The sequence below is a fragment of the Robertkochia solimangrovi genome (assembly GCF_007279655.1).
GTDB lineage: Bacteria > Bacteroidota > Bacteroidia > Flavobacteriales > Flavobacteriaceae > Robertkochia > Robertkochia solimangrovi.
This window is the reverse complement of sequence record NZ_QKWN01000001.1, coordinates 763,067-784,304: the sequence shown is the minus strand read 5'-3', so window position 1 is coordinate 784,304 and position 21,238 is coordinate 763,067. Positions and strand designations below refer to the sequence as shown.

The window sequence follows — 21,238 nt, the reverse complement described above, 5'->3', positions numbered from 1 at the left end:
TAATATGCAGATAGTTAACCAGATTGGATTTAAGAAGAGTGCGCAAGAAGGGAAAGTATTTAAAACCTACAATCCCGTTGCAGACCGCGAAAATGAATGGGAAATTATCGAAGCAACTACCACAGAAGTAGACGAGGCTGTATCCAAAGCGATCACAGCCTTTGCTGATTTTAGTACCAGGACAGGCGAAGAAAAAGCCAAATTCCTGGAAGCCATTGCAGAAGCGATCGAAGCTATCGGTGAGGAACTCATCGAAACCTATATGGCAGAATCCGGATTACCCCGTGGAAGAGCGGAAGGAGAACGCGGACGAACCATAGGACAACTCAAGGCATTTGCCGCACAACAACGCGAAGGATCGTGGGTTGAAGCGATTATCGACAAAGGAAACCCGGATCGAAAACCTATGCCAAAACCGGATCTGAGAAAGATGCTGGTTCCTATGGGACCCGTAGCGGTTTTCGGAGCAAGTAATTTCCCATTTGCTTTCTCAACCGCAGGTGGCGATACTGCAAGTGCCCTCGCAGCCGGATGCCCGGTAGTGGTTAAAAGCCACCCGATGCATGCCGCTACTGCAGGTCTTGTATCAGGAGCCATCGCTTCCGCAGCCAAAGCTACCGGAATGCCTGATGGTGTCTTTTCAAATCTTAACAGTAAAGACCATACCGTCGGAGAAGCGCTGGTAATGCATCCGGGCATTAAAGCCGTAGGGTTCACCGGAAGTTTCCGTGGGGGTATGGCACTCTATAAACTAGCAGCTAATCGCGAAGAACCGATTCCTGTATTTGCAGAAATGGGAAGTATAAATCCGGTTTTATTGCTGCCTTCAGTAATCGGAGATCCTACTCCGGAGAACTGGGCAGGTCAAATAGCAGGATCCGTAAATCTCGGCGCAGGACAGTTCTGCACGAACCCAGGACTACTGATCGGGATCAAAGGTGAAGGTTGGGATGATTTTTCCGCTGCATTAACTGAAGCTATATCAGCGCAGCAATCGCAATGCATGTTGCATCCGGCGATCTGGAATTCATTTAAAGATGGTAAATCGACAATAGCCGGACACGAACATGTAAAGCTGCTTGCAGCTAGTTCCTCAGAAACGAAAGCGAATTTTGGTGAAGTAGGACTCTATACTATAAACGCTTCAGATTTTCTTAGCGACCATTCCTTGCAAACTGAAGTATTCGGACCTTTTTCATTACTGGTTGCCTGTGAAAATGCAGCCGAGATGAAAACCGTGATCGAAGCTCTTGAGGGGCAACTTACCGGTTCAGTACTGGGTAATCCGGCAGAACTCAACACGTTCGCTCCTCAGGTTAAAGCTCTCGAATCGAAGGTTGGCCGCTTGAACTTCAACAGTCTCCCTACCGGAGTTGAGGTTTGTGAGTCGATGAATCATGGTGGGCCATTTCCGGCAACTACCGATAGTAGATTTACGTCTGTCGGGCTGTCAGCCATCAAAAGATGGGTGCGACCTGTTTCTTTTCAGAACTGGCCACAAGAAGCTTTACCCGACGCATTAAAAGATGAAAATCCGTTGCAAATTCAGCGAAAGATGAATTAAATTTATATCCGGAATGCCATCAAAACACCAACCTATGAAACGCTTGCTGGGCTATACCGTTCTTTCACTGGGTATGTTCCTTTCTTCCTGCGGAAATACTACTTTTAAAAGTAATTCCGAACGTCTGAATGAGGTCATTCAGACCGTTGATGAATTTCGTTCCTACGATCGAAGTGAACACCCACTGGGAAGATTTGAAGATTCGTTGAGAAAGAAAGAATCCGATTTTGCCCAGAAACAGATCACGGTCTTAAAGACCATAGATGCTGAACAACTAAGCGAAACCGAACAGATATCGTTGGAGTTGCTGAAATTTAAGCTTCAGGATCGGATCGATGCCTATAATTTCAAAATGCATCACAATACCATTCAGGCTGATCAGGGATTCCATCTCGACCTGAATTATCAGGTTCATGCATTGCTCAGCTATCAGGATGCGAGACATTATCTGGATGTTTTGAATGATATTCCACATTTTACCGAACAGCAGATCGATATGCTGCGCCTTGGAATAAAAGAAGGTATCGCACAACCGAAGGCGATCTTCAAAGGTTACGAGAACTCCTACGATCTTCATATCACAGGAGACGCTGAATCAAACTTTTTCTTCGGACCCTTTAAGGACCTACCGTCGAATCTGACCGAAGATCAGAAGGATTCCATTCTTAATGCTGCAGAAGAGGCGATCACGAAAAGTGTGATACCTTCCTTTAAAAGGATTAAAAAATTCTTTGAGGAAGAATATTATCCAAATGCCCGGGAAGAAATCGGTGTTTCCTCTACCCCCGGAGGAAAAGAATTCTATCAGAACCGGATAAATTTTTATACCACGACTGATGAATATACCGCTGAAGATATCCATAATTTAGGATTGAAAGAAGTGGCACGCATTCGCAAAGAAATGGACATGATCATCGATGAGATAGGGTTTAAAGGAACCTTCGAAGAATTTCTTCAATTTCTGAGAACGGATAAACAGTTCTATGCAACAACCGGTGACAACCTGCTCAAGGAAGCGCGTAATATTGCAAAGAAGATCGACGCTCAGCTCCCGAAGTTCTTCAAGACCTTGCCGAGAAAACCTTATGGAGTGATCAAAGTTCCTGATGCGTTAGCTCCGAAATATACCGGAGGGCGATATTCTGGGTCATCCAGTAATACTGAACCGGGATATTATTTGGTCAATACCTATAAACTCGATAGCAGACCCTTGTATATCCTACCTGCCCTAACCGCTCATGAGGCCGTTCCGGGACATCATATTCAGGGTTCCCTAAATCAGGAATTAGGTGACAGTATTCCGGAATTCAGAAAACAATATTATCTTTCCGCCTATGGAGAAGGCTGGGCATTATATACCGAATATCTGGCTGACGAAATGGGAATTTATGAAACACCCTACGAAAAGTTCGGACAGCTCACCTATGAGATGTGGCGTGCATGCCGTCTGGTAGTGGATACCGGAATTCACGCAATGGGTTGGACGCGTCAGGAAGCCGTAACATATCTCGCTTCCAATACCGCACTTTCCATCCATGAGGTGAACACGGAAACAGACCGATATATAGGTTGGCCGGGACAGGCGATATCTTATAAGATCGGAGAACTTAAAATAAGAGAATTAAGAAGAAAGGCCGAGAAAGCACTTGGTCAGGATTTCAATATCAGAGAATTTCACGAAATTATTCTGGAACAGGGGACCGTAACCCTGCCGATACTGGAAAGACGCGTTAACGAATATATCGCAAAAACGCTCGATGAGCGTTCAACCACTTAGTTTGTGAATGAAAAAAAAATCATTTTTTTGTATTGACGCCCATACCTGCGGGAATCCGGTAAGGGTAGTATCAGGAGGAGCTCCGAATCTAACCGGAGCGAACATGAGTGAAAAACGCCAGCATTTCATGAAAGAATATGACTGGATAAGAAAAGGGCTGATGTATGAACCACGCGGCCACGATATGATGAGTGGAAGCATGCTATATCCACCAACAGATCCCGAAAATGATTGTGGTATCCTTTTTATAGAAACAAGCGGATGTCTACCGATGTGTGGACATGGAACCATAGGCACCATCACCGTTGCCATTGAAGAAGGTCTGATCGATCCAAAAACACCGGGAGTTGTGAGACTCGAAGTACCGGCAGGTTTGGTCATCGCTGAGTACGGTATGGAAAAAGAACGGGTGGCTTGGGTAAAAATAACCAATGTTCCTTCCTATCTTGCAGCTTCGGAAATGAAGATAGAAAGTTCATTCCTCGGTGAATTGACCTTTGATGTTGCTTATGGAGGAAATTTTTATGCGATTGTAGATCCGCAGGAAAACTTCGAAGGGGTACAGGCGTATTCCGCGGCACAACTGATACAATTCAGTCAGGAATTGAGAAACAAGATCAATGAAGTATACCCGGGTCAGTTCATTCATCCTATGAACGACACCATTAGAAATGTATCTCATATTTTATGGACAGGAGAGACCATAGACCCTGAATCCACCGCAAGAAATGCCGTATTTTATGGCGATAAAGCCATTGATCGGTCACCATGCGGCACAGGAACCTCAGCCAGAATGGCGCAATGGTATGCTAAGGGACTCCTAAAACCAGGTGATGAATTTATACATGAAAGTTATATCGGAAGTAAATTCATCGGAACGATCGAAAAGGAAACAAATGTTATGGATAAACCCGCTATCATCCCGGGAATTCAGGGATGGGCGAGGATCACCGGATACAATCAAATTATTATTGATCAGGAAGACCCCTATGCGGAAGGCTTCCAGGTAATTTAAGGTCATATGAAAAAGAAAGTCGTTATCATTGGTGGAGGAATCATCGGTCTTTCCTCCGCATATTATTTACATAAATCGGGACATCAAGTAACCGTTGTTGATAAAAGCAACTTCGACAGTGGTGCCTCGTATGTGAATGCAGGTTATGTAACTCCTAGCCATTTTATCCCGCTTGCAGCTCCGGGAATGATCTCGAAAGGGATCAAATGGATGTTCAATTCATCCAGTCCGTTCTACATGAAACCACAATGGGATACAGAATTCTTTAAATGGGCCTGGAGTTTCCATCGCTCTTCCACGGAGGCCAAAGTTAAAAAAGCTACTCCGGTACTCAAAGATTTCAACATTCTGAGTCGGGATCTTTTCGAAGAATTACAACGATCAGAGGATTTGGGTAAATTCCACTATGAAAGAAGTGGATTGCTTATGGCCTATAAAACAGAAAAAGGTGCAGAAAGTGAGATCGAAGTAGCCGAGATTGCTAAAAAGGAAGGGCTTGATGTTGTCGTTCTTTCCCAAAGTGAGCTTCAGGCATTGCAGCCAGACGCCGCTATCGATGCAATGGGTGCTGCCTATTACCGTTGTGACGGACATTCAACACCGATGCAGATCATGGCAAAATTATATGACTATCTCAAAGCCAGTGGTGTTGAGATCCTTAAGAATACTGAGGTAACTGATATCGACTATACCAACGGGATCATTAAGAGTATTACGACTTCCTCCGGAAAGATCGAGGCTGACGAATTTGTAATCGCTTCCGGCTCCTGGTCGCCACTTTTACTTAAAAAGCTCGGTGTTAATTTAAAGGTACAACCCGGAAAAGGATATCGTATCGATGTAAAACGCCCAACCGGAATCACAATCCCGGCAATCCTTCATGAAGCCAAGATCGCAATCACCCCGATGGACGGGTATACCAGATTCGCTGGAACTATGGAATTCTCTGGTTTGAACCATGTCATACGAAAAGAAAGAGTGAATGCCATTGCCGATGCAGCGAAATCATTCTACACAAAAATGGAATTCCAGGAAAGTGAACTGGAAAAGGCGCAATGCGGACTCAGACCGGTATCACCCGACGGGCTGCCTTTCATAGGCCGAACCGCTGCGTTAAAGAACTGTGTGATCGGTACTGGGCATGCTATGATGGGATGGAGTCTCGGACCGGCAACAGGTAAACTTATCACCGAGGTGATCGACGGAACCAAAACTTCCATGGCCATCGATGCCTTCGATCCTGACCGAAAATTCAGCTAATGTAAATAATTGTTTTTCAATTAGTTATTTAATTTGTATCTTAGGTAGTGACTTTCCCCGGGTCACTACCCAGATTTTCTTTCCCCTAACGTAACGAGCTCCAGATTTTTTAGTTAAGAACAACTTTACATTCAATAAATACTAACTAAAAACCCGGATTATGAAAATCACGATCAAATTAGCTGCCCTGCTCCTTATTTTCACCTCTTTTCTAACTACCGAAACAACTGCTCAGGAAAACGAACCCTTTATTACCGTGACCACCCGACACTGGAATATGGATCTGAAAGATTTCGACCGCGATGAATGGCTCAGTATGGAGAAACAATTTCAGGAAAATGTCATTGATAAGAATGAATTGATCATGGGAGGTGCCGTATATACGCACAGATACACTCCCGACAATACAGAGATCGTCTTTGTAAATGTGTACAGAACCTGGGAAGATATCGAAAAAGCAGATGCCAGAAATTCTGAACTCATCAAAGCTGCCTGGCCAGACGAGACCCAGAGAAAAGCATTCTTTGAAAAACTCGCTAAATATTACAGTGTCGATCATAGTGACGAGATTTACTCCATGTTACCCGGAGCAAAGATGCTACCACAAAAACCAACAGATCCGCAGATTCTGTATGTACAGATACACGAAATGGCCTATCCTGAAGAAGGATCTGAAAAAGAGTTTATGGATATGTATACTTCCTTTACCGATGCTATCAAAGAAGCCGGTAAAATTAAAGCCTTTTATCCTCACCGTCACCGATGGGGTGCAGACAGCAGAGAATTTGTTGAAGCGTATCTATTCGACTCAATGGATGATCTGGACAACTTTGGAGAAGACCTCGACAAAATGTTTGAAGCCAAATATCCGGATGAAGCAGAACGCAAAAAAATGGGAGAAGCCATGGGTAAATATTTTACCGGAAAACATCGTGATTACATCTATACACAGGTTCCTGAACTCACCAAAGTAAGCATGGCTAATTCCCAATAAAGCCTGAAAGCAATTTTAAGTTCATTTAACTCATTTACAACCACTTAAAAGGTTGTGTCGGGAAGATTTTGACTTTTTTAACAGTGTTTTACGATTATTTTTTTATAATGTAGAAAATAACTTTAAAACAATTTTATGTTAAAAACAGTAGTCAAAGAAGGTGAGAGTATTGAAAGAGCCCTTAAACGTTTCAAAAGAAAATACAAAAAAACGAAAGTGCTTCAGGAACTCAGAAACCGTAAACAATACACAAAACCTTCTGCAGCCAGAAGAGTAATAAAGCAAAAAGCTGAATACAAACAGGAATACCTTCGAAATCTCGAAGATTAATTCGGTCTTCATAAGCGAGAAATTCTTTAGATTTACGGACTAACGAGAATGTTATGTCCAGACCTGAAGAATTCTATGCCAATCGGCTGGATCTGCTGAATGAACAATATACTGCAGTCCGGAAGAAATTAAGAAATCTTAGTTTGTTCCGGCTGTTTGTATTTTTAGCCGGTTGCTTTTTAATCTATTATAATTGGGGTAATACCCGAATCGTCCTTCCAGTGGTTCTGATTACATTTGCGATCTTTCTGTTTATGATCCGTAAATACTCAGATATATCCTATTCGAAAAACTTCTACAAAAAACTGATTCATATTAATGCTACGGAAACGGAAGTATTAATTGGCAAATTCGATGTACTTCCAACGGGCGCAGAATTCTCAGACCCCATGCACGACTTTAGTCATGACATCGATCTGTTCGGTCGTGGTTCGTTCTTTCAATACCTGAATCGCACAGCGACCTCAGAAGGGAAAAACTACCTGGCCGCCCTTCTGAAAGGGAATGACACTGAAAATATCAAAAGAAAACAACAAGCCATTCACGAACTTGCCGAAATACCGGAATGGCGACAGGAATTTCAGGCACATGCTGCACTTCTTGAAACCGAAGTAAGTGCCGAAATGGTCGGAGACTGGATCCTGAACCATACGATTAGCCTGGCTTCTTTTACAAAATGGATCCCCGTTATTTTCAGCATATTTTCGTTCGGGATCATCACCGCTGTTATACTTGATATACTTTCTGTAAATTACTTTACCTATTGGTTCATAGGCGGTCTACTACTTGCAGGTTTATTTGTAAAGCGGGTTAACAAGCTTAGTCAATTTGCATCAAAGGCCCAAAGCACCTTACAACAATACAGCAAACTCATTCAAATGATCGAAAACCGATCATTCTCCACTCCACTCCTTCAGGAGCTGCAGCACCAATTGAAAAACGATCAAACTTCTGCATATAATTCGCTGAACACTCTTTCTAAACGAGTCGATGCACTCGACCAGCGAAACAACCTGATCGTGGCCATATTGGGCAATTCACTACTTCAACTCGACCTTTTTAATGCCTACCGACTTGAAAGATGGATCGAAAGCAACCGTATTCATATAAAAGATTGGTTCGACACCATCGCTTTCTTTGATGCCTATGCCAGCTTTGGCAATTACACTTTTAACCATCCTGAACATCATTTTCCCGAAATCACTGAAACAGAGACAATCCAGGCTGTTGGACTCGGTCATCCTCTGATAGCGACATCAAAACTTGTAAAAAATGATCTTACGATCCATACTGGAGAATTTATGGTGATCACCGGGGCGAACATGGCAGGCAAAAGTACGTTCCTGAGAACTGTTTCACTTTTTATCGTCATGGCGAATAACGGACTACCCGTATGTGCCGAAAAAAGCGTTTACAAGCCTATTAAGCTGATCACAAGTATGAGAACAGCTGATTCTTTAAACGAAGATGCTTCGTATTTCTATGCCGAATTAAAACGTCTGAAACATATCGTCTCCAACATGGAAGACCATGAATACTTTATCATCCTGGATGAAATCCTGAAAGGAACGAACAGCAAGGATAAAGCTATAGGGTCCCGTAAATTTGTAGAGAAACTCACAAGGTCAGGTTCCACAGGAATCATTGCCACGCACGACCTCAGCCTGTGTGAAATCGCCGACGAATATGAACAGGTCAACAATTACTTCTTCGATGCAGTCATCAAAGAAGACGAATTGTTTTTCGACTACCGTTTACGACCAGGTATCTGCACCAATATGAATGCCTCCTTCCTGCTCAGAAAAATGGGTATCGTTTGATCAGTTTACCTTCAGTACGAAATAGTTCTTTTTACCGCGTTGCAAAAGAATGAACTTATCATTGATCAGATCTTTGGCAGTGATCACATAGTCTTCTCCTACCTTATCCTTATTTAAAGAAATGGAATTTTCTTTCAAGGCCCTTCTCGCTTCCCCGTTAGATTTAAGGAAATTGGTTTGTGCCGAAAGTGCACCGATAAGGTCCAGGCCTTCATCGATGATATTCCGGCTGATCTCAGCTTGCGGAACTCCTTCGAAAACATCCATAAAGGTTTTTTCGTTCAAGGCTCTAAGGTCATCAGCACTAGAGTTACCAAAAAGAATTTCGGAGGCTTTCAGCGCACTCTCTAATTCTTCTTCCGAATGCACAAAAGTAGTTACCTCAGCAGCAAGACGCTTTTGAAGCAATCTTAGATGGGGTGCTTCCTTATGTTCTTCAATAAGAGTATCGATGGTCTCCTTGTCCAGGAAAGTGAATATCTTGATGTATTTTTCAGCGTCCTCATCCGAGGTATTCAACCAGAACTGGTAGAATTTATACGGAGATGTCTTGTCAGCATCCAACCATACATTTCCTCCTTCCGATTTACCGAATTTAGAGCCATCGGCCTTGGTGATAAGCGGACAGGTCATCGCGAAAGCTTTCGCTACTTCTTCATTTCCGTCACCGGCATACATACGTCGGATGAGTTCCGTACCTGTGGTGATATTACCCCACTGATCACTTCCCCCCATCTGAAGTTTACACCCCAGTGTTTTGTACAGGTGGTAAAAATCATACCCCTGAATCAACTGGTAGGTGAACTCCGTAAAGGACATACCCACTCCGGAGTCGGCACTCAAACGCTTCTTCACAGAATCCTTTGACATCATGTAATTCACGGTGATACGCTTTCCGATATCTCTGGCAAAATCGATAAAACTGAAATCCTTCATCCAGTCATAATTATTCACCAGCACCGGTGCATTCACCGCGGTAGAGTTAAAATCCAGAAATCGTGAAAGCACTCCTTTGATCCCGGCAACGTTCTTGGCAAGCGTCGCTTCATCAAGTAGGTTTCGTTCATCAGATTTACCTGAAGGATCTCCGATCATTCCTGTTGCGCCTCCTACGAGTGCAACCGGTTTATGTCCGGATCGATAGAGATGAACCAGAAGTATGATCGGCACAAGACTACCGATATGCAGTGAGTCGGAAGTAGGATCGAAACCGATATAGCAGCTGGTCATTTCCTTTTCCAATTGTTCTTCCGTACCTGGCATGATATCGTGTACCATACCCCTCCATCGCAGTTCTTCAACTAAATTTACTGGCATAATCTGAATTTTAAAATCTGGGCAAAGATAAAAGAATCGATCGTAATTTTCAGGGTATCGGATGCTTAGATTCAATGAAAGGATTCGGAACTGCTGTATTTCAAAAATTTGTAATTTGGTCTCATGATTCTAGTTACCGGAGGAACTGGTTTGGTGGGCGCTCAGCTCCTTGTTCAACTTCTTGAAAAAGAAGATGCTATTCGCGCCACTTACCGTTCAGAAGAAAAATTGGAGGAAACGCTTTCGCTTTTCTCACAAATGGGCGTCGATAAAAGACTTTCGGCCAAGATTGAATGGATACAAGCGAACCTCAACGACATCCCCTCTTTACAAAAGGCATTTATAAATGTAATGGAAGTATACCATTGTGCTGCCTTGGTGAGTTTCGACCCATCCCGTTATCATGAACTCAGGCGAACCAATATCGACGGTACTGCCAATGTGATCAATTGTGCGATCCACTCATCCGTAAGGAAGCTTTGCTATGTAAGCTCAGTAGCAACCCTCGATAAGGCTTTAGGTGAAACAGAGATCAACGAAGAATCGCACTGGAATCCCGAAGAAGACCACAATGTATATGCCATCACCAAATACGGTGCAGAGATGGAAGTTTGGCGTGGGTCTCAGGAAGGATTACAGGTACTGATTTTCAATCCGGGAATTGTGCTGGGCGAAGCTACCGGAATCAACAGTAGTAACCGATTCTTTGATCGCATCAAATCAGGCCTTAATTTTTATCCACCGGGTGGAACCGGATGGGTAGATGCAAGGGATATTGCGAAAGTGATGATCGCCGGTATGAAATCAAATCTGTCCAATAAAAGATTTATCCTTGTAAGTGAAAACCGCAGTTATTATTCGGTACTTAAAAGCATCGCTGACTCACTCGGCAAAAGGGTGCCTGCAAACCAACTCACACCATTTATGCTACACATCCTTCGTCGATTGGACTGGCTTAGATCCAGATTTTCAAATAGTGAAAGAATGCTCACCAGACACATGGTAAGATCCGCTAAAAACAATTCTATCTATTCAGGCAGGCTGGTTACAACAGCCCTGCCCTTCGAATACACCAAACTGGATGACACCATTAATAGAGTAGCTGAATTCCATACAGACTGATCAGTACCAGCTTTTAAAAGAACAGTCTGAAACCATTATTGTTTTGTCTCCTCGTCTCTTTTCGGGGGCACAGGATGACTATCCTCTTTACGCGTATTGGCCTGCTTGAGTGAATCCTCAGCTATTTGCTTCATTGCCAACAGGCGTTCTTCTACTCTGGCATATATCTGCTCACAAATCGCAGGCTTGGAGACGTAGTAAACAGTACTTTCAGCAAGTTGCAGGCTATCGATATCATATTTCTGATAGATGTATTTATCGGGTTCGATATTATGCTCTTCCAGTATCTTCAATCCTGTGCTTTTAGCAGCTTTAAGAATAGACACATCGTAATAGATATCCACCATCCTATCTTCCGGAATGAGATTGGCCGGTTTCTCCAGTATCGGTCTCGAACAGGAGAAGATGAACAAAACGACCATTATAAAACCTGTAAATCTGAAATTCATCACTGTTTATAATTTAGCGGTCAAAGGTAAGTCTTTTTACATTTCTTCCCGGATCTACCTTCCCTTTTGAGTAAGCGAGATGTCCGTTCACAAAGGTATGGCTGATCGCTGACGAAAAGGTAGTGCCTTCGAACGGACTCCAGCCACATTTATAAAGGATATTCTCACCACTTACCGTCCAAGGATCATTCAGATCGACCAATACAAGATCAGCGAAGTACCCTTCCCTGATATAGCCTCGCTTATGTATATTGAAAAGAATCGCCGGGTTATGACACATTTTCTGAACAAGCTTTTCCAGTGAGATCTTTCCTTCCTTATGCTTCTCGAGAAGTGCAGGCAAAGTATGTTGAACAAGCGGCCCTCCAGAAGGTGCCTGCAGATACTTATTTTGTTTTTCTTCGAGTGTATGTGGAGCGTGATCGGTTGCCAGAATATCGATACGATCATCCAGCAAAGCTTCCCATAGCCCTTCACGATCAGCTTCGGTCTTCACAGCTGGATTCCATTTGATAAGGGTTCCTTTTTCTTCATAATCCTTATCGGAGAACCATAAATGGTGTGTACAGACTTCTGCGGTGATTTTCTTTTTCTCCAGCGGAATATCGTTTCGGAAGAGTTTGGTCTCCAAAGCAGTTGAAACATGGAAGACATGTAGTCGGGCACCTGTTTTTTCCGCCAGCTTTATAGCCTTGGAAGAGGACAGGTAACAAGCTGCCTCACTTCGAATCAGCGGATGTGCGCTAATCGGTATATCTTCGCCGTACTTTGCTTTGAATTGCTCCAGATTTGTGCGGATCGTCCCCTCATCTTCACAATGCGTAGAGATCACCATATCGGTATTTGAAAATATCTTTTCTAAAACTGCCTCATTATCAACCAGCATATTTCCGGTCGATGACCCAAGAAACAACTTTACACCTGCACAGGCATTTCGGTCCAGTTTCTTTAATTCTTCCAGATTATCATTGGTTCCACCAAACATAAAAGAATAGTTCGCATAAGAAGAATTGGCAGCGATCATCATCTTTTCTTCAAGTCGGTCGATCGTTACGGTCTGCGGATTCGTATTCGGTTGCTCTATGAACGTAGTAACTCCTCCGGCTATGGCAGCGCGACTTTCACTTTCAATATTTCCTTTATGGGTGAGCCCCGGCTCACGAAAATGCACCTGATCATCGATCACACCCGGCATTAAGATCTTTCCTCCTGCATCGATCACCAGATTTGCTTTTTCAGGATTGATGGAAGCACCTATTTCAAGAATAATCTCATCCTGAATAAGGACATCTCCTTCAAATTTTTCAGATTCATTAACTATTGTAGCGTTCTTTATAAGCGTTCTGTTCATTTCTTATCTTTTTTTTCCTGAATAAGCTTTTTAATTTCATGGATATTACCCCGATAACCGCCTCATGGATAATCTTGCTACTCATCTTGGATTTACCTCGAACACGATCCTTAAATATGATCGGAACTTCGACCAATTTAAATTTCTCCAGGTATGCCTTAAACTTCATCTCGATCTGGAAAGCATATCCAACAAATTGTATGGCATCCAGGTCGATGGTTTCAATCACCTCGCGTTTATAGCAAACAAAACCTGCGGTTGGATCGTGAATACGCATTCCTGTGATCATCTTCACATAGAAAGAAGCTCCATAAGACATCAGGACCCGATTCAATGGCCAGTTTACTACGTTAACCCCATTGATATAGCGAGATCCGATAGCCATATCGGCTCCTCTTAATTTACATGCAGAATATAGTCTGGTAAGATCTTTAGGATTATGAGAAAAATCTGCATCCATCTCAAAGATATATCCATAATCACGCTGCAGGGACCATTTGAAACCGTCGATATAGGCACGTCCCAAACCCTCCTTTTCAGCGCGCACCAGCAGGTGCAGTTCCTCAGGAAAGATTTCCTGTAATTCCCGAACCTTATCGGCGGTTCCGTCAGGTGAACTGTCATCCACGATGAGAATATGAAATGATTTTCCCAGGCGAAATACCGCCTTGATGATCACTTCTACATTTTCGATCTCATTATAGGTCGGTATAATGACTATACTATCTGATCGCATTCCATTGATTAATTGTAAACAAAAATAATATTATTAATACGTAATGTGGCTACCTCAGGTTTTTTTAAGTGATTTTTAAGTTTTATGTCCCTTCTAAAAAGATTAAATTTACGATAAACTTAAGGAGCTCACTTGGATAAAAAGTCAAACAGACTGCTTTATATTTTCCTGACCATACTTACGCTTATCAACCTTATTCAGTCAGGCATAACGGAGCTTATTTTCGACGAAGCTTATTACTGGTACCTTTCGACGGAAATAGACTGGGGCTTCTTTGACCACCCGCCATTCATCCCTGCAATGATCCATTTAGGTGTGCAATTATTTGATTCAGAACTCGGCGTCAGATTCTTTGCCCCCTTTATGCATAGCGCTTCGATTCTGCTGTTATGGCATTTGATCGATCATCCGAAAAAACATCGCTATCTGGCTCACTTCATTATTTTGGTGAGTAGTATCGGACTATTCAGTGCTTATGGTTTTCTGATGCTTCCGGATACCGGCCTATTATTCTTTGCAATATTGTACCTGTACGCGTACCGAAAATTCACCATGTCTCCGAATCTTATAGCAATGCTCTTACTAGCCATAAGTATGACCGGCATACTGTACAGTAAATATCATGGAGTACTTTTTATAACGCTGACGATCTTTGCCAACCTGCGAATTCTTAAACATTACAGATTCTGGCTGGCCTGCGGGATCGCTTTGGCACTTTGCACCCCACATCTTATGTGGCTTATAAATAATGACTTCGTTTCCGTAAAATACCATCTCATCGACAGAGCCAACAGTCATTATCGTATCAGTTTTACACTCAACTATCTGTTGAATGCATTGGCCGTTGCCGGACTGGCTTTCCCTTTGCTATATTATGCCTTTATAAAAGGACGAATGAGAACACCACTGGAAAGAGCGCTGAAATGGATCGGTTATGGATTTCTGATCTTTTTCCTGCTTTCAAGCTTCAATAGAAAGACCCAGGCGCAGTGGTTATCACTAATCATTCCTTCATTGCTCTATTTTGGATTTATCTTTCTAACCTACGATGAAAAATTCAGGAAATGGCTTTTCAAGCTCAATATCGCCGCAGTTGTCATCTTATGCTATGCGAGACTGGCTCTTTTTATTCCAACTTTATCTCCTATCCCGTATGAATCACATGGAAATAAAGCCTGGGTTAAGAATTTGAGTGAACAGGCCGGGGAACTTCCTGTGGTATTTCATAATTCCTATCGCGATGCAGCAATGTATGCATTCTATAGCAGAAACAAGGTTTTTTCAATGAACGATGTAGGCTTCCGTCAGAATCAGTTCGATTTTAACCATGCTGCCGATAGTTTACGACATCACAGGGTAGTGATCATGACAGAGACCGATCTTCAGCACTATGATATCACCTATCATCGTCCGTTTAAAAACGCCACCTGGAAAGGATGGATCACGGATGATTTCCAGTATTATGGTGACCTGAAAATAAAAGTTGATGAAAATGATTTTACTGAGGGTATCCCTGAAAATTTCAGTGTAAGCATATTCAATCCCTATCCTGAAGATATTCCCCTGAAAAAATTAAAAATTCAGGGGGTGACCTTTGACAGCAACAGAAAAATTATGGATACATTTGCTCTGAAAAATAAGGTTGAAAGAGAATTCATACCCCGGACTGATAGTATTGTAATAAAAATACGCACAAAAGCGTCAAACTTTTCTCCCGAGGTGAATTATTTCAGACCGGGATTAGTACATTACAATTTCAATTCCGGCTTTGAGGGCAACCTTGTAAAGGTGAACACGTTTGAATGAGATAGTCAGAAATACCGAGCTCCACACTTACGAAACCCTGCTTATGATGTTGGGACTCATTTTTATCACTGCGGCCAAACTTATTGACGAACACCGGTTTAACTCCTTTATGATCCTTTTTGTAAACAATCGCTATTTCAAGATTTACAAGAAAGAAGGCAATCAGACACAAAGCAGATTCAACCTGTTGTTGTTCGCCACACAAATGATCAGTTACGGACTTGCAATTCAGCTATGTATCAAATACTTCGATATTGCATTATCGCAGAATATTCTAGTTATCATCGCCTTTCTGGCACTATTTATCGTATTTAAATATTATTTGGAAAAAATCATCGCAGCGATCTTTGACATTCCTGAATTTGCAGAGGATTTTCAATTCAACAAGCTTACCTATCATAATTTAAGCGCTTTGATACTCATTCCTTTTATAGCATTCTTTATTTACACTGATTATTTTAAAAATATTTTAATCTATACGATTTTAGGGCTGTTTATTTTTCTAAATCTTATCTCCCTGATACTCACACTTCGAAATCATCAAAAATTGATATCCAAATATTTGTTTTATTTTATTTTGTATCTTTGCGCGCTAGAAATAGCCCCTTATTTAATAGTGATCAGACTATTTTTCACAGATAAGGCTTAAACTAAAAATAACCTATGAAAGTTAAAACAATATTAGTTTCCCAGCCCGAGCCTAAAGTAGAGAACTCACCCTATTTAAGGCTAGTCGAAAAACAAAAGATCAAAGTAGATTTCAGACCATTCATCCATGTCGAAGGGGTTAATGCCAAGGATGTACGTCAACAGAAAATTGACCTGTCGCAATTCACAGCGATCATTCTGACCAGCCGAAACTCAGTAGATCACTTCTTTCGTATCGCGAAAGAGATGAGATTTACAGTTCCGGACAGCATGAAGTATTTCTGTCAGTCGGAAGCAGTGGCTTACTATCTTCAAAAGTATGTGGTTTACAGAAAACGAAAGATCTATGTCGGGAAAAGAACTTTTCAGGAACTCGCTCCGATCATCAAGAAGTACAAGGACGAAAAATTCATGTTACCATCTTCGGATGTACTGAAGCCGATCGTACCGGAAACTTTGGATGAGTTGAAGGTAGACTGGAAAAGAGCAATTCTTTACAAGACAGTGATCAGTGATCTTTCAGACTTAAGGGACGTGTATTATGACATTCTTGTATTCTTCAGTCCTTCAGGTATCGAATCCCTGATGAAGAACTTCCCGGACTTCAAACAGAACAATACCCGTATTGCGGTATTTGGAAACACAACACAAAAGGCTGCAAACGAAGCAGGATTGAGAATTGACATTGAGGCACCGACACCGGATACGCCTTCCATGACTATGGCGCTTGAGAAGTACATCGCCAAAGTCAACAAAAAATAAGCTAACGAGAAAACAAAATTTAAAAACCTCTGACCATAACGATCAGAGGTTTTTTTAACTAACTATTTGGCAAGCTTAGGATCATTTCTAACCCTGTAACGGTGTCAGACCAAGGGCCCGCCGGCTTTGGTCTCTTCACTGGCGCCAGACTCGAACTTTGTGAAGTTCTTTTTAAAGGCATCAGCGAGCTGATGAGCCTTTTCGTAATACCCCGTATCGTTGTTCCAGGTCTTTCTGGAACTCAGGATATCCGCAGGAACTCCAGGACAGGATCTTGGTTGAGCCAATCCGAACACCGAGTGAATATGGTAGTTTTCATAATTGATTTCTCCTAATTTTCCTTCCAGAGCTGCATTGATCATTGCTCTGGTATATTTTAATTTCATACGGGAACCAACCCCGTAAGGACCTCCGGTCCAACCGGTATTGATCAGCCATACACTAACCCCTGCCTCTTTCATCTTCTCGCTTAACATTTCAGCATAAGCTACGGGATGCAAGGGCATGAAGGGCGCTCCGAAACAAGCAGAAAAAGAAGGAACGGGCTCATTGACACCAGCCTCTGTTCCGGCAACTTTTGCTGTATATCCGGAAATAAAATGGTAAGCTGCCTGACCTGGGGTCAGCTTTGAAATTGGAGGTAATACCCCAAAAGCATCTGCAGTCAGAAAGAATATGTTCTTAGGGTTAGCCCCTATCGAAGGTCTCTGAATATTCCTGATATGATCGATCGGATAACTCACACGTGTATTCTGAGTAATCGACGTATCACTATAGTCTACAACGCCATTGTCATCCATGATAACATTTTCCAGTAATGCTCCCTGACGAATTGCATTATAGATATCGGGTTCATTCTCTTCAGAAAGATTGATCACTTTGGCATAACAACCTCCTTCGAAATTAAAAACCGTATTTCTCGAGGTCCACCCGTGCTCATCATCTCCGATCAACCTGCGGTCAGGATCCGCAGATAATGTCGTCTTACCGGTACCGGACAGGCCGAAAAAGATCGCAGTATCGCCAGCTTCACCAACATTCGCACTACAATGCATCGGAAGTGTATTCTTAAAGACCGGAAGAATAAAGTTCAAAGCAGAGAATATTCCCTTCTTAATCTCACCGGTATATCCTGTACCTCCGATCAAAGCGATCTTTCTACTGAAATTCAGAATGGCAAAATTATGTTGCCTTGTATTATGAACAGCAGGATCGGCATAGAAACCGGGAGCATTCACCACGATCCATTCCGGGTCGAAATCAAGAAGATCGTCGGTGTCAGGCCTTAAGAACATATTGTAAGCAAAGAGATTGCTCCAGGGAAATTCATTGATCACCCGGATATTCATACGATATTCAGGATCGGCACAAGCAAAAGCATCACGTGCATAGACCTCCTTATCCGAAAGATAGGCCGTTACATCATTATATAATCTGTCAAAATCGGATGGAGCAAAAGGTATATTGATGTCACCCCACCAAACCTTATCTCTTGTGATATCATCTTTAACAATGAATCGGTCTTTAGGAGATCGACCGGTAAATTCTCCGGTATTGATCGCTAACGCACCCGAAGATGCTGTTTTTCCCATTCCCTTTTTTACACAAATTTCCTGAAGTTCTTCAGGATCCAACTGATAATTTACCTTATCACTGAGAATTCCGTACGATTTTAACGAAATCGTTTTCGTAAACAAGGTTTTTTCCACCATAATTTTCTTATTTACAGAAGTTAGCATGGACAAATGTATCTAAAATTTAGTCTACTACAACGTTTGAGGAGAAGTTTTTATTCCATACCTTGCCAGCCGGGCACAAATGTAATTATCCCGGCATCCTTCTGAATTTCAGTAAAATAACGACCTACTTCAGCCGCAGGAAATTATAGACCAGAACTCCCCATCCTGCGATCAGTAAAGTTCCCCCGATTGGAGTGATGAAACCAATCTTGCGGAAGTCGAAGGAAGTCTGAGCATTGGTAGCTAATAAATAGATACTTCCCGAAAATAACAATACTCCTGCCAGAACCAGGTAGAAAATCAGATTTCTGGATGAATTGGAAATAATCTGTGTACTACCCACAAACAATAATAACAAAGCATGATACATCTGGTATTTTACTCCTGTTTCAAAGGTTTTTACCGCTTCCGCATCCACCAGTCTTTTTAACGCATGAGCACCAAAAGCTCCAAGTATCACCGCGGTAAGTCCGAGTATAGCTGCAACGGTCAAAATTGTTTTATTCATAACTTTATGAGGTGTTTGTATGTAATTTTATAACATTTTTATACATTAGTGAGATATTCCTAACCTTTATGAACAGAATTCTGCTTTTTGGCGCCGGCAAATCGACCGCATACCTCATCAAATATCTTCTGGATCACAGAAGATCGTTAAATATAGCACTTACTATTGCCGATCTTAATCCCGATCGTATTCAAAATGAACTCAGGGATCCTCAGGAAATCACCTTTGTAAAATTAGATATTTTCAGGGAAGAAGAACGGAAGAACATCATAAAAAAACACGATCTCATCATCTCCATGCTACCCGCACATCTGCATATGAATATTGCGACTGACTGCCTTTCATTCGGAAAGAATCTGGTCACTGCTTCTTATGTGAGTAAGGAAATGGAAAAACTCGATAGAGAAGTACAGGAGAAAGGACTTCTGTTTCTCAATGAGGTCGGACTTGACCCGGGAATCGATCATATGAGTGCCATGGATGTCATCGACAGAATTCGAAAAGAAGGAGGGAATATGATCCTTTTTGAATCATTTACAGGTGGGCTGGTGGCCCCGGAGAGCGATAACAATCTATGGAATTATAAATTCACCTGGAACCCCAGAAATGTCGTTATAGCCGGTCAGGGAGGAGCCGCTAAATTTATTCAGGAAGGTAAATATAAATACATACCCTATCATAAATTATTCCGTCGCACCGAATTTATCGATGTCCCCGGTTACGGAAGATTCGAAGTGTATGCCAATCGCGATTCTTTGAAATACCGAAATGCATACGGACTCAGCGATGTACTCACACTTTACAGAGGAACTATGAGAAGAGTAGGTTTCTCTAAAGCATGGAACATCTTCGTACAACTAGGATTGACCGATGACAGCTTTATTTTGGAAAATTCGGAACAGATGAGCTACCGGGACTTCATTAACACTTTCCTACCCTATTCCCCGAGCGATAGCGTGGAATTAAAACTTCGCCATTACATGAAGATCGATCAGGATGATATACTATGGGATAAACTCGTGGAACTCGACCTCTTCAATCCGAAAAAATTCATTGAAATCACCAATGCAACACCGGCAATGGCCCTTCAAAAAATTCTGGAAGAGCACTGGACGCTAAGTGAAGACGACAAAGATATGATCGTTATGTATCATAAATTCGGTTATGAATCAGAAGGCAAACGAAAGCAGATCGATGCCCATATGGTAGTCACAGGAGAAGACCGAAAATTTACAGCAATGGCGAAAACTGTTGGTTTACCGGTCGCTATAGCAGCCTCCAATATTCTGAAAGGAGAGATTCAAAGCAAAGGGGTACGTATACCCATCGAAAAAGATATCTATGCCCCGATACTAAAGGAACTCATACCCTATGGTGTAGAATTCACAGAACGCGAGATCCCTTATATGGGTTACAATCCCGAAAATGTTATCGGCTAATGTTACCGATTACTACTCATTCACGGAATAAATGTTTAAATTTGAAAGCACATAATAATTTTTAGCTGCAAATTATAATGAAAATTACGGATAAAACTGTTGAAATTGACGGAATAGATAAGGAGATTCTCCGAAGTCTTATGGAAGATGCACGAAAACCGATCCTGGAGATCGCGCGAAAACTTGGTATTTCGGGAGCTGCCATACATCAGCGACTAAGAAAGCTCGAAGCATCCGGACTTATTACCGGTTCGAAGTTCATTATAAACCCTAGAATTCTCGGATACACCACGATGGCCTTCATAGGAATTTACCTTGATAAAGCCATGCGAAACCCGGAAGCCGTAAAACAACTGAAAGAAATACCGGAAGTACTGGAATGTCATTACACCACTGGAAACTGGTCGATCCTGATCAAACTTCTTTGTCGGGACAACGAACATCTTATGACATTGCTGAATCATAAGATTCAAACTATCGAAGGAGTTTCAAGAACAGAAACCTTCATATCCCTTAACCAACAACTGGACCGACAGATCTCTATTTAGGTGCCACTGGAAACTGGCGATATCGGTGACAATGGTGACAATGGTGATATTCA

General features: G+C 42.1%; 19 protein-coding genes. 13 read left to right on the top strand and 6 right to left on the bottom strand.

What is annotated here, in order from left to right; translation table 11 throughout:
* Positions 1 to 4: 4 nt before the first annotated feature.
* The 7 genes from DMZ48_RS03350 to DMZ48_RS03320 all read left to right on the top strand — a co-directional run bounded on the left by DMZ48_RS03350 (position 5) and on the right by DMZ48_RS03320 (position 8,760).
* A complete protein-coding gene (locus tag DMZ48_RS03350; RefSeq protein ID WP_143953670.1) occupies positions 5 to 1,564 on the top strand; it encodes an aldehyde dehydrogenase (NADP(+)) in 1,560 nt (519 codons plus the stop codon).
* Between the two features lie 34 nt (positions 1,565 to 1,598).
* Positions 1,599 to 3,341, top strand: a complete 1,743-nt coding sequence (locus DMZ48_RS03345) for a DUF885 domain-containing protein (RefSeq protein ID WP_143953669.1) — start codon at positions 1,599 to 1,601, stop codon at positions 3,339 to 3,341.
* Between the two features lie 7 nt (positions 3,342 to 3,348).
* The gene (locus DMZ48_RS03340; protein WP_143953668.1) at positions 3,349 to 4,356 is read left to right on the top strand and encodes a 4-hydroxyproline epimerase; all 1,008 of its coding nucleotides are present in this window, start codon (positions 3,349 to 3,351) and stop codon (positions 4,354 to 4,356) included.
* 6 nt (positions 4,357 to 4,362) lie between these two features.
* Positions 4,363 to 5,616 carry an NAD(P)/FAD-dependent oxidoreductase gene (locus DMZ48_RS03335; protein ID WP_143953667.1) on the top strand — a complete coding sequence of 418 codons (1,254 nt, stop codon included), beginning with the start codon at positions 4,363 to 4,365 and terminating at the stop codon, positions 5,614 to 5,616.
* A gap of 160 nt (positions 5,617 to 5,776) precedes the next feature.
* Positions 5,777 to 6,610 (top strand): hypothetical protein, encoded by an 834-nt coding sequence (locus DMZ48_RS03330; RefSeq protein ID WP_143953666.1) that lies wholly within the window; start codon positions 5,777 to 5,779, stop codon positions 6,608 to 6,610.
* Between the two features lie 135 nt (positions 6,611 to 6,745).
* Positions 6,746 to 6,940, top strand: a complete 195-nt coding sequence (gene rpsU, locus DMZ48_RS03325; protein ID WP_143953665.1) for a 30S ribosomal protein S21 — start codon at positions 6,746 to 6,748, stop codon at positions 6,938 to 6,940.
* Between the two features lie 53 nt (positions 6,941 to 6,993).
* Positions 6,994 to 8,760, top strand: coding sequence for a MutS-related protein (locus DMZ48_RS03320; RefSeq protein WP_143953664.1), 1,767 nt, complete (start codon positions 6,994 to 6,996; stop codon positions 8,758 to 8,760).
* Here the strand turns inward: DMZ48_RS03320 and tyrS are convergent, their stop codons facing one another.
* Positions 8,761 to 10,077 (bottom strand): tyrosine--tRNA ligase, encoded by a 1,317-nt coding sequence (tyrS, locus tag DMZ48_RS03315; RefSeq protein WP_143953663.1) that lies wholly within the window; start codon positions 10,075 to 10,077, stop codon positions 8,761 to 8,763. It abuts the gene before it with no gap.
* A 123-nt stretch (positions 10,078 to 10,200) separates the two neighbouring features.
* Here tyrS and DMZ48_RS03310 point away from each other — a divergent pair, with 123 nt between their 5' ends.
* Entirely contained in the window at positions 10,201 to 11,199 is a 999-nt protein-coding gene (locus DMZ48_RS03310) for an SDR family oxidoreductase (protein WP_143953662.1), read from the top strand.
* 35 nt (positions 11,200 to 11,234) lie between these two features.
* Here DMZ48_RS03310 and DMZ48_RS03305 read toward each other — a convergent pair whose 3' ends face one another.
* Genes DMZ48_RS03305 through DMZ48_RS03295 form a run of 3 tightly spaced genes read right to left on the bottom strand, consistent with a single transcriptional unit; the run spans position 11,235 to position 13,735 of the window.
* Entirely contained in the window at positions 11,235 to 11,648 is a 414-nt protein-coding gene (locus DMZ48_RS03305) for a DUF4296 domain-containing protein (RefSeq protein WP_143953661.1), read from the bottom strand.
* A 13-nt stretch (positions 11,649 to 11,661) separates the two neighbouring features.
* Entirely contained in the window at positions 11,662 to 12,999 is a 1,338-nt protein-coding gene (locus DMZ48_RS03300) for a dihydroorotase (protein WP_143953660.1), read from the bottom strand.
* Positions 12,962 to 13,735: a polyprenol monophosphomannose synthase gene (locus tag DMZ48_RS03295; RefSeq protein WP_143953659.1), complete on the bottom strand. Its 774-nt coding sequence runs from the start codon at positions 13,733 to 13,735 to the stop codon at positions 12,962 to 12,964. The genes DMZ48_RS03300 and DMZ48_RS03295 overlap by 38 nt, the downstream gene beginning before the upstream one ends.
* A gap of 132 nt (positions 13,736 to 13,867) precedes the next feature.
* Between DMZ48_RS03295 and DMZ48_RS03290 the strand changes: the two genes are divergently transcribed.
* From DMZ48_RS03290 to DMZ48_RS03280, 3 genes are read left to right on the top strand one after another with little or no spacing between them, the layout of a single operon-like run.
* Positions 13,868 to 15,541: an ArnT family glycosyltransferase gene (locus DMZ48_RS03290; protein WP_143953658.1), complete on the top strand. Its 1,674-nt coding sequence runs from the start codon at positions 13,868 to 13,870 to the stop codon at positions 15,539 to 15,541.
* Positions 15,534 to 16,190, top strand: coding sequence for a DUF4271 domain-containing protein (locus tag DMZ48_RS03285; RefSeq protein WP_143953657.1), 657 nt, complete (start codon positions 15,534 to 15,536; stop codon positions 16,188 to 16,190). The genes DMZ48_RS03290 and DMZ48_RS03285 overlap by 8 nt, the downstream gene beginning before the upstream one ends.
* A 14-nt stretch (positions 16,191 to 16,204) precedes the next feature.
* A complete protein-coding gene (locus DMZ48_RS03280) occupies positions 16,205 to 16,951 on the top strand; it encodes a uroporphyrinogen-III synthase (RefSeq protein WP_143953656.1) in 747 nt (248 codons plus the stop codon).
* A 104-nt stretch (positions 16,952 to 17,055) separates the two neighbouring features.
* Here the strand turns inward: DMZ48_RS03280 and pckA are convergent, their stop codons facing one another.
* Entirely contained in the window at positions 17,056 to 18,663 is a 1,608-nt protein-coding gene (gene pckA, locus DMZ48_RS03275; protein ID WP_143953655.1) for a phosphoenolpyruvate carboxykinase (ATP), read from the bottom strand.
* 151 nt (positions 18,664 to 18,814) lie between these two features.
* Complete coding sequence (locus DMZ48_RS03270; protein ID WP_143953654.1) at positions 18,815 to 19,198, bottom strand: DUF423 domain-containing protein; 384 nt, start codon at positions 19,196 to 19,198, stop codon at positions 18,815 to 18,817.
* Between the two features lie 68 nt (positions 19,199 to 19,266).
* Between DMZ48_RS03270 and DMZ48_RS03265 the strand changes: the two genes are divergently transcribed.
* Together DMZ48_RS03265 and DMZ48_RS03260 are read left to right on the top strand one after the other, a co-directional pair.
* Positions 19,267 to 20,637, top strand: a complete 1,371-nt coding sequence (locus DMZ48_RS03265) for a saccharopine dehydrogenase family protein (RefSeq protein WP_143953653.1) — start codon at positions 19,267 to 19,269, stop codon at positions 20,635 to 20,637.
* A gap of 77 nt (positions 20,638 to 20,714) precedes the next feature.
* Positions 20,715 to 21,185 (top strand): Lrp/AsnC ligand binding domain-containing protein, encoded by a 471-nt coding sequence (locus DMZ48_RS03260; RefSeq protein WP_143953652.1) that lies wholly within the window; start codon positions 20,715 to 20,717, stop codon positions 21,183 to 21,185.
* Positions 21,186 to 21,238: the final 53 nt, after the last annotated feature.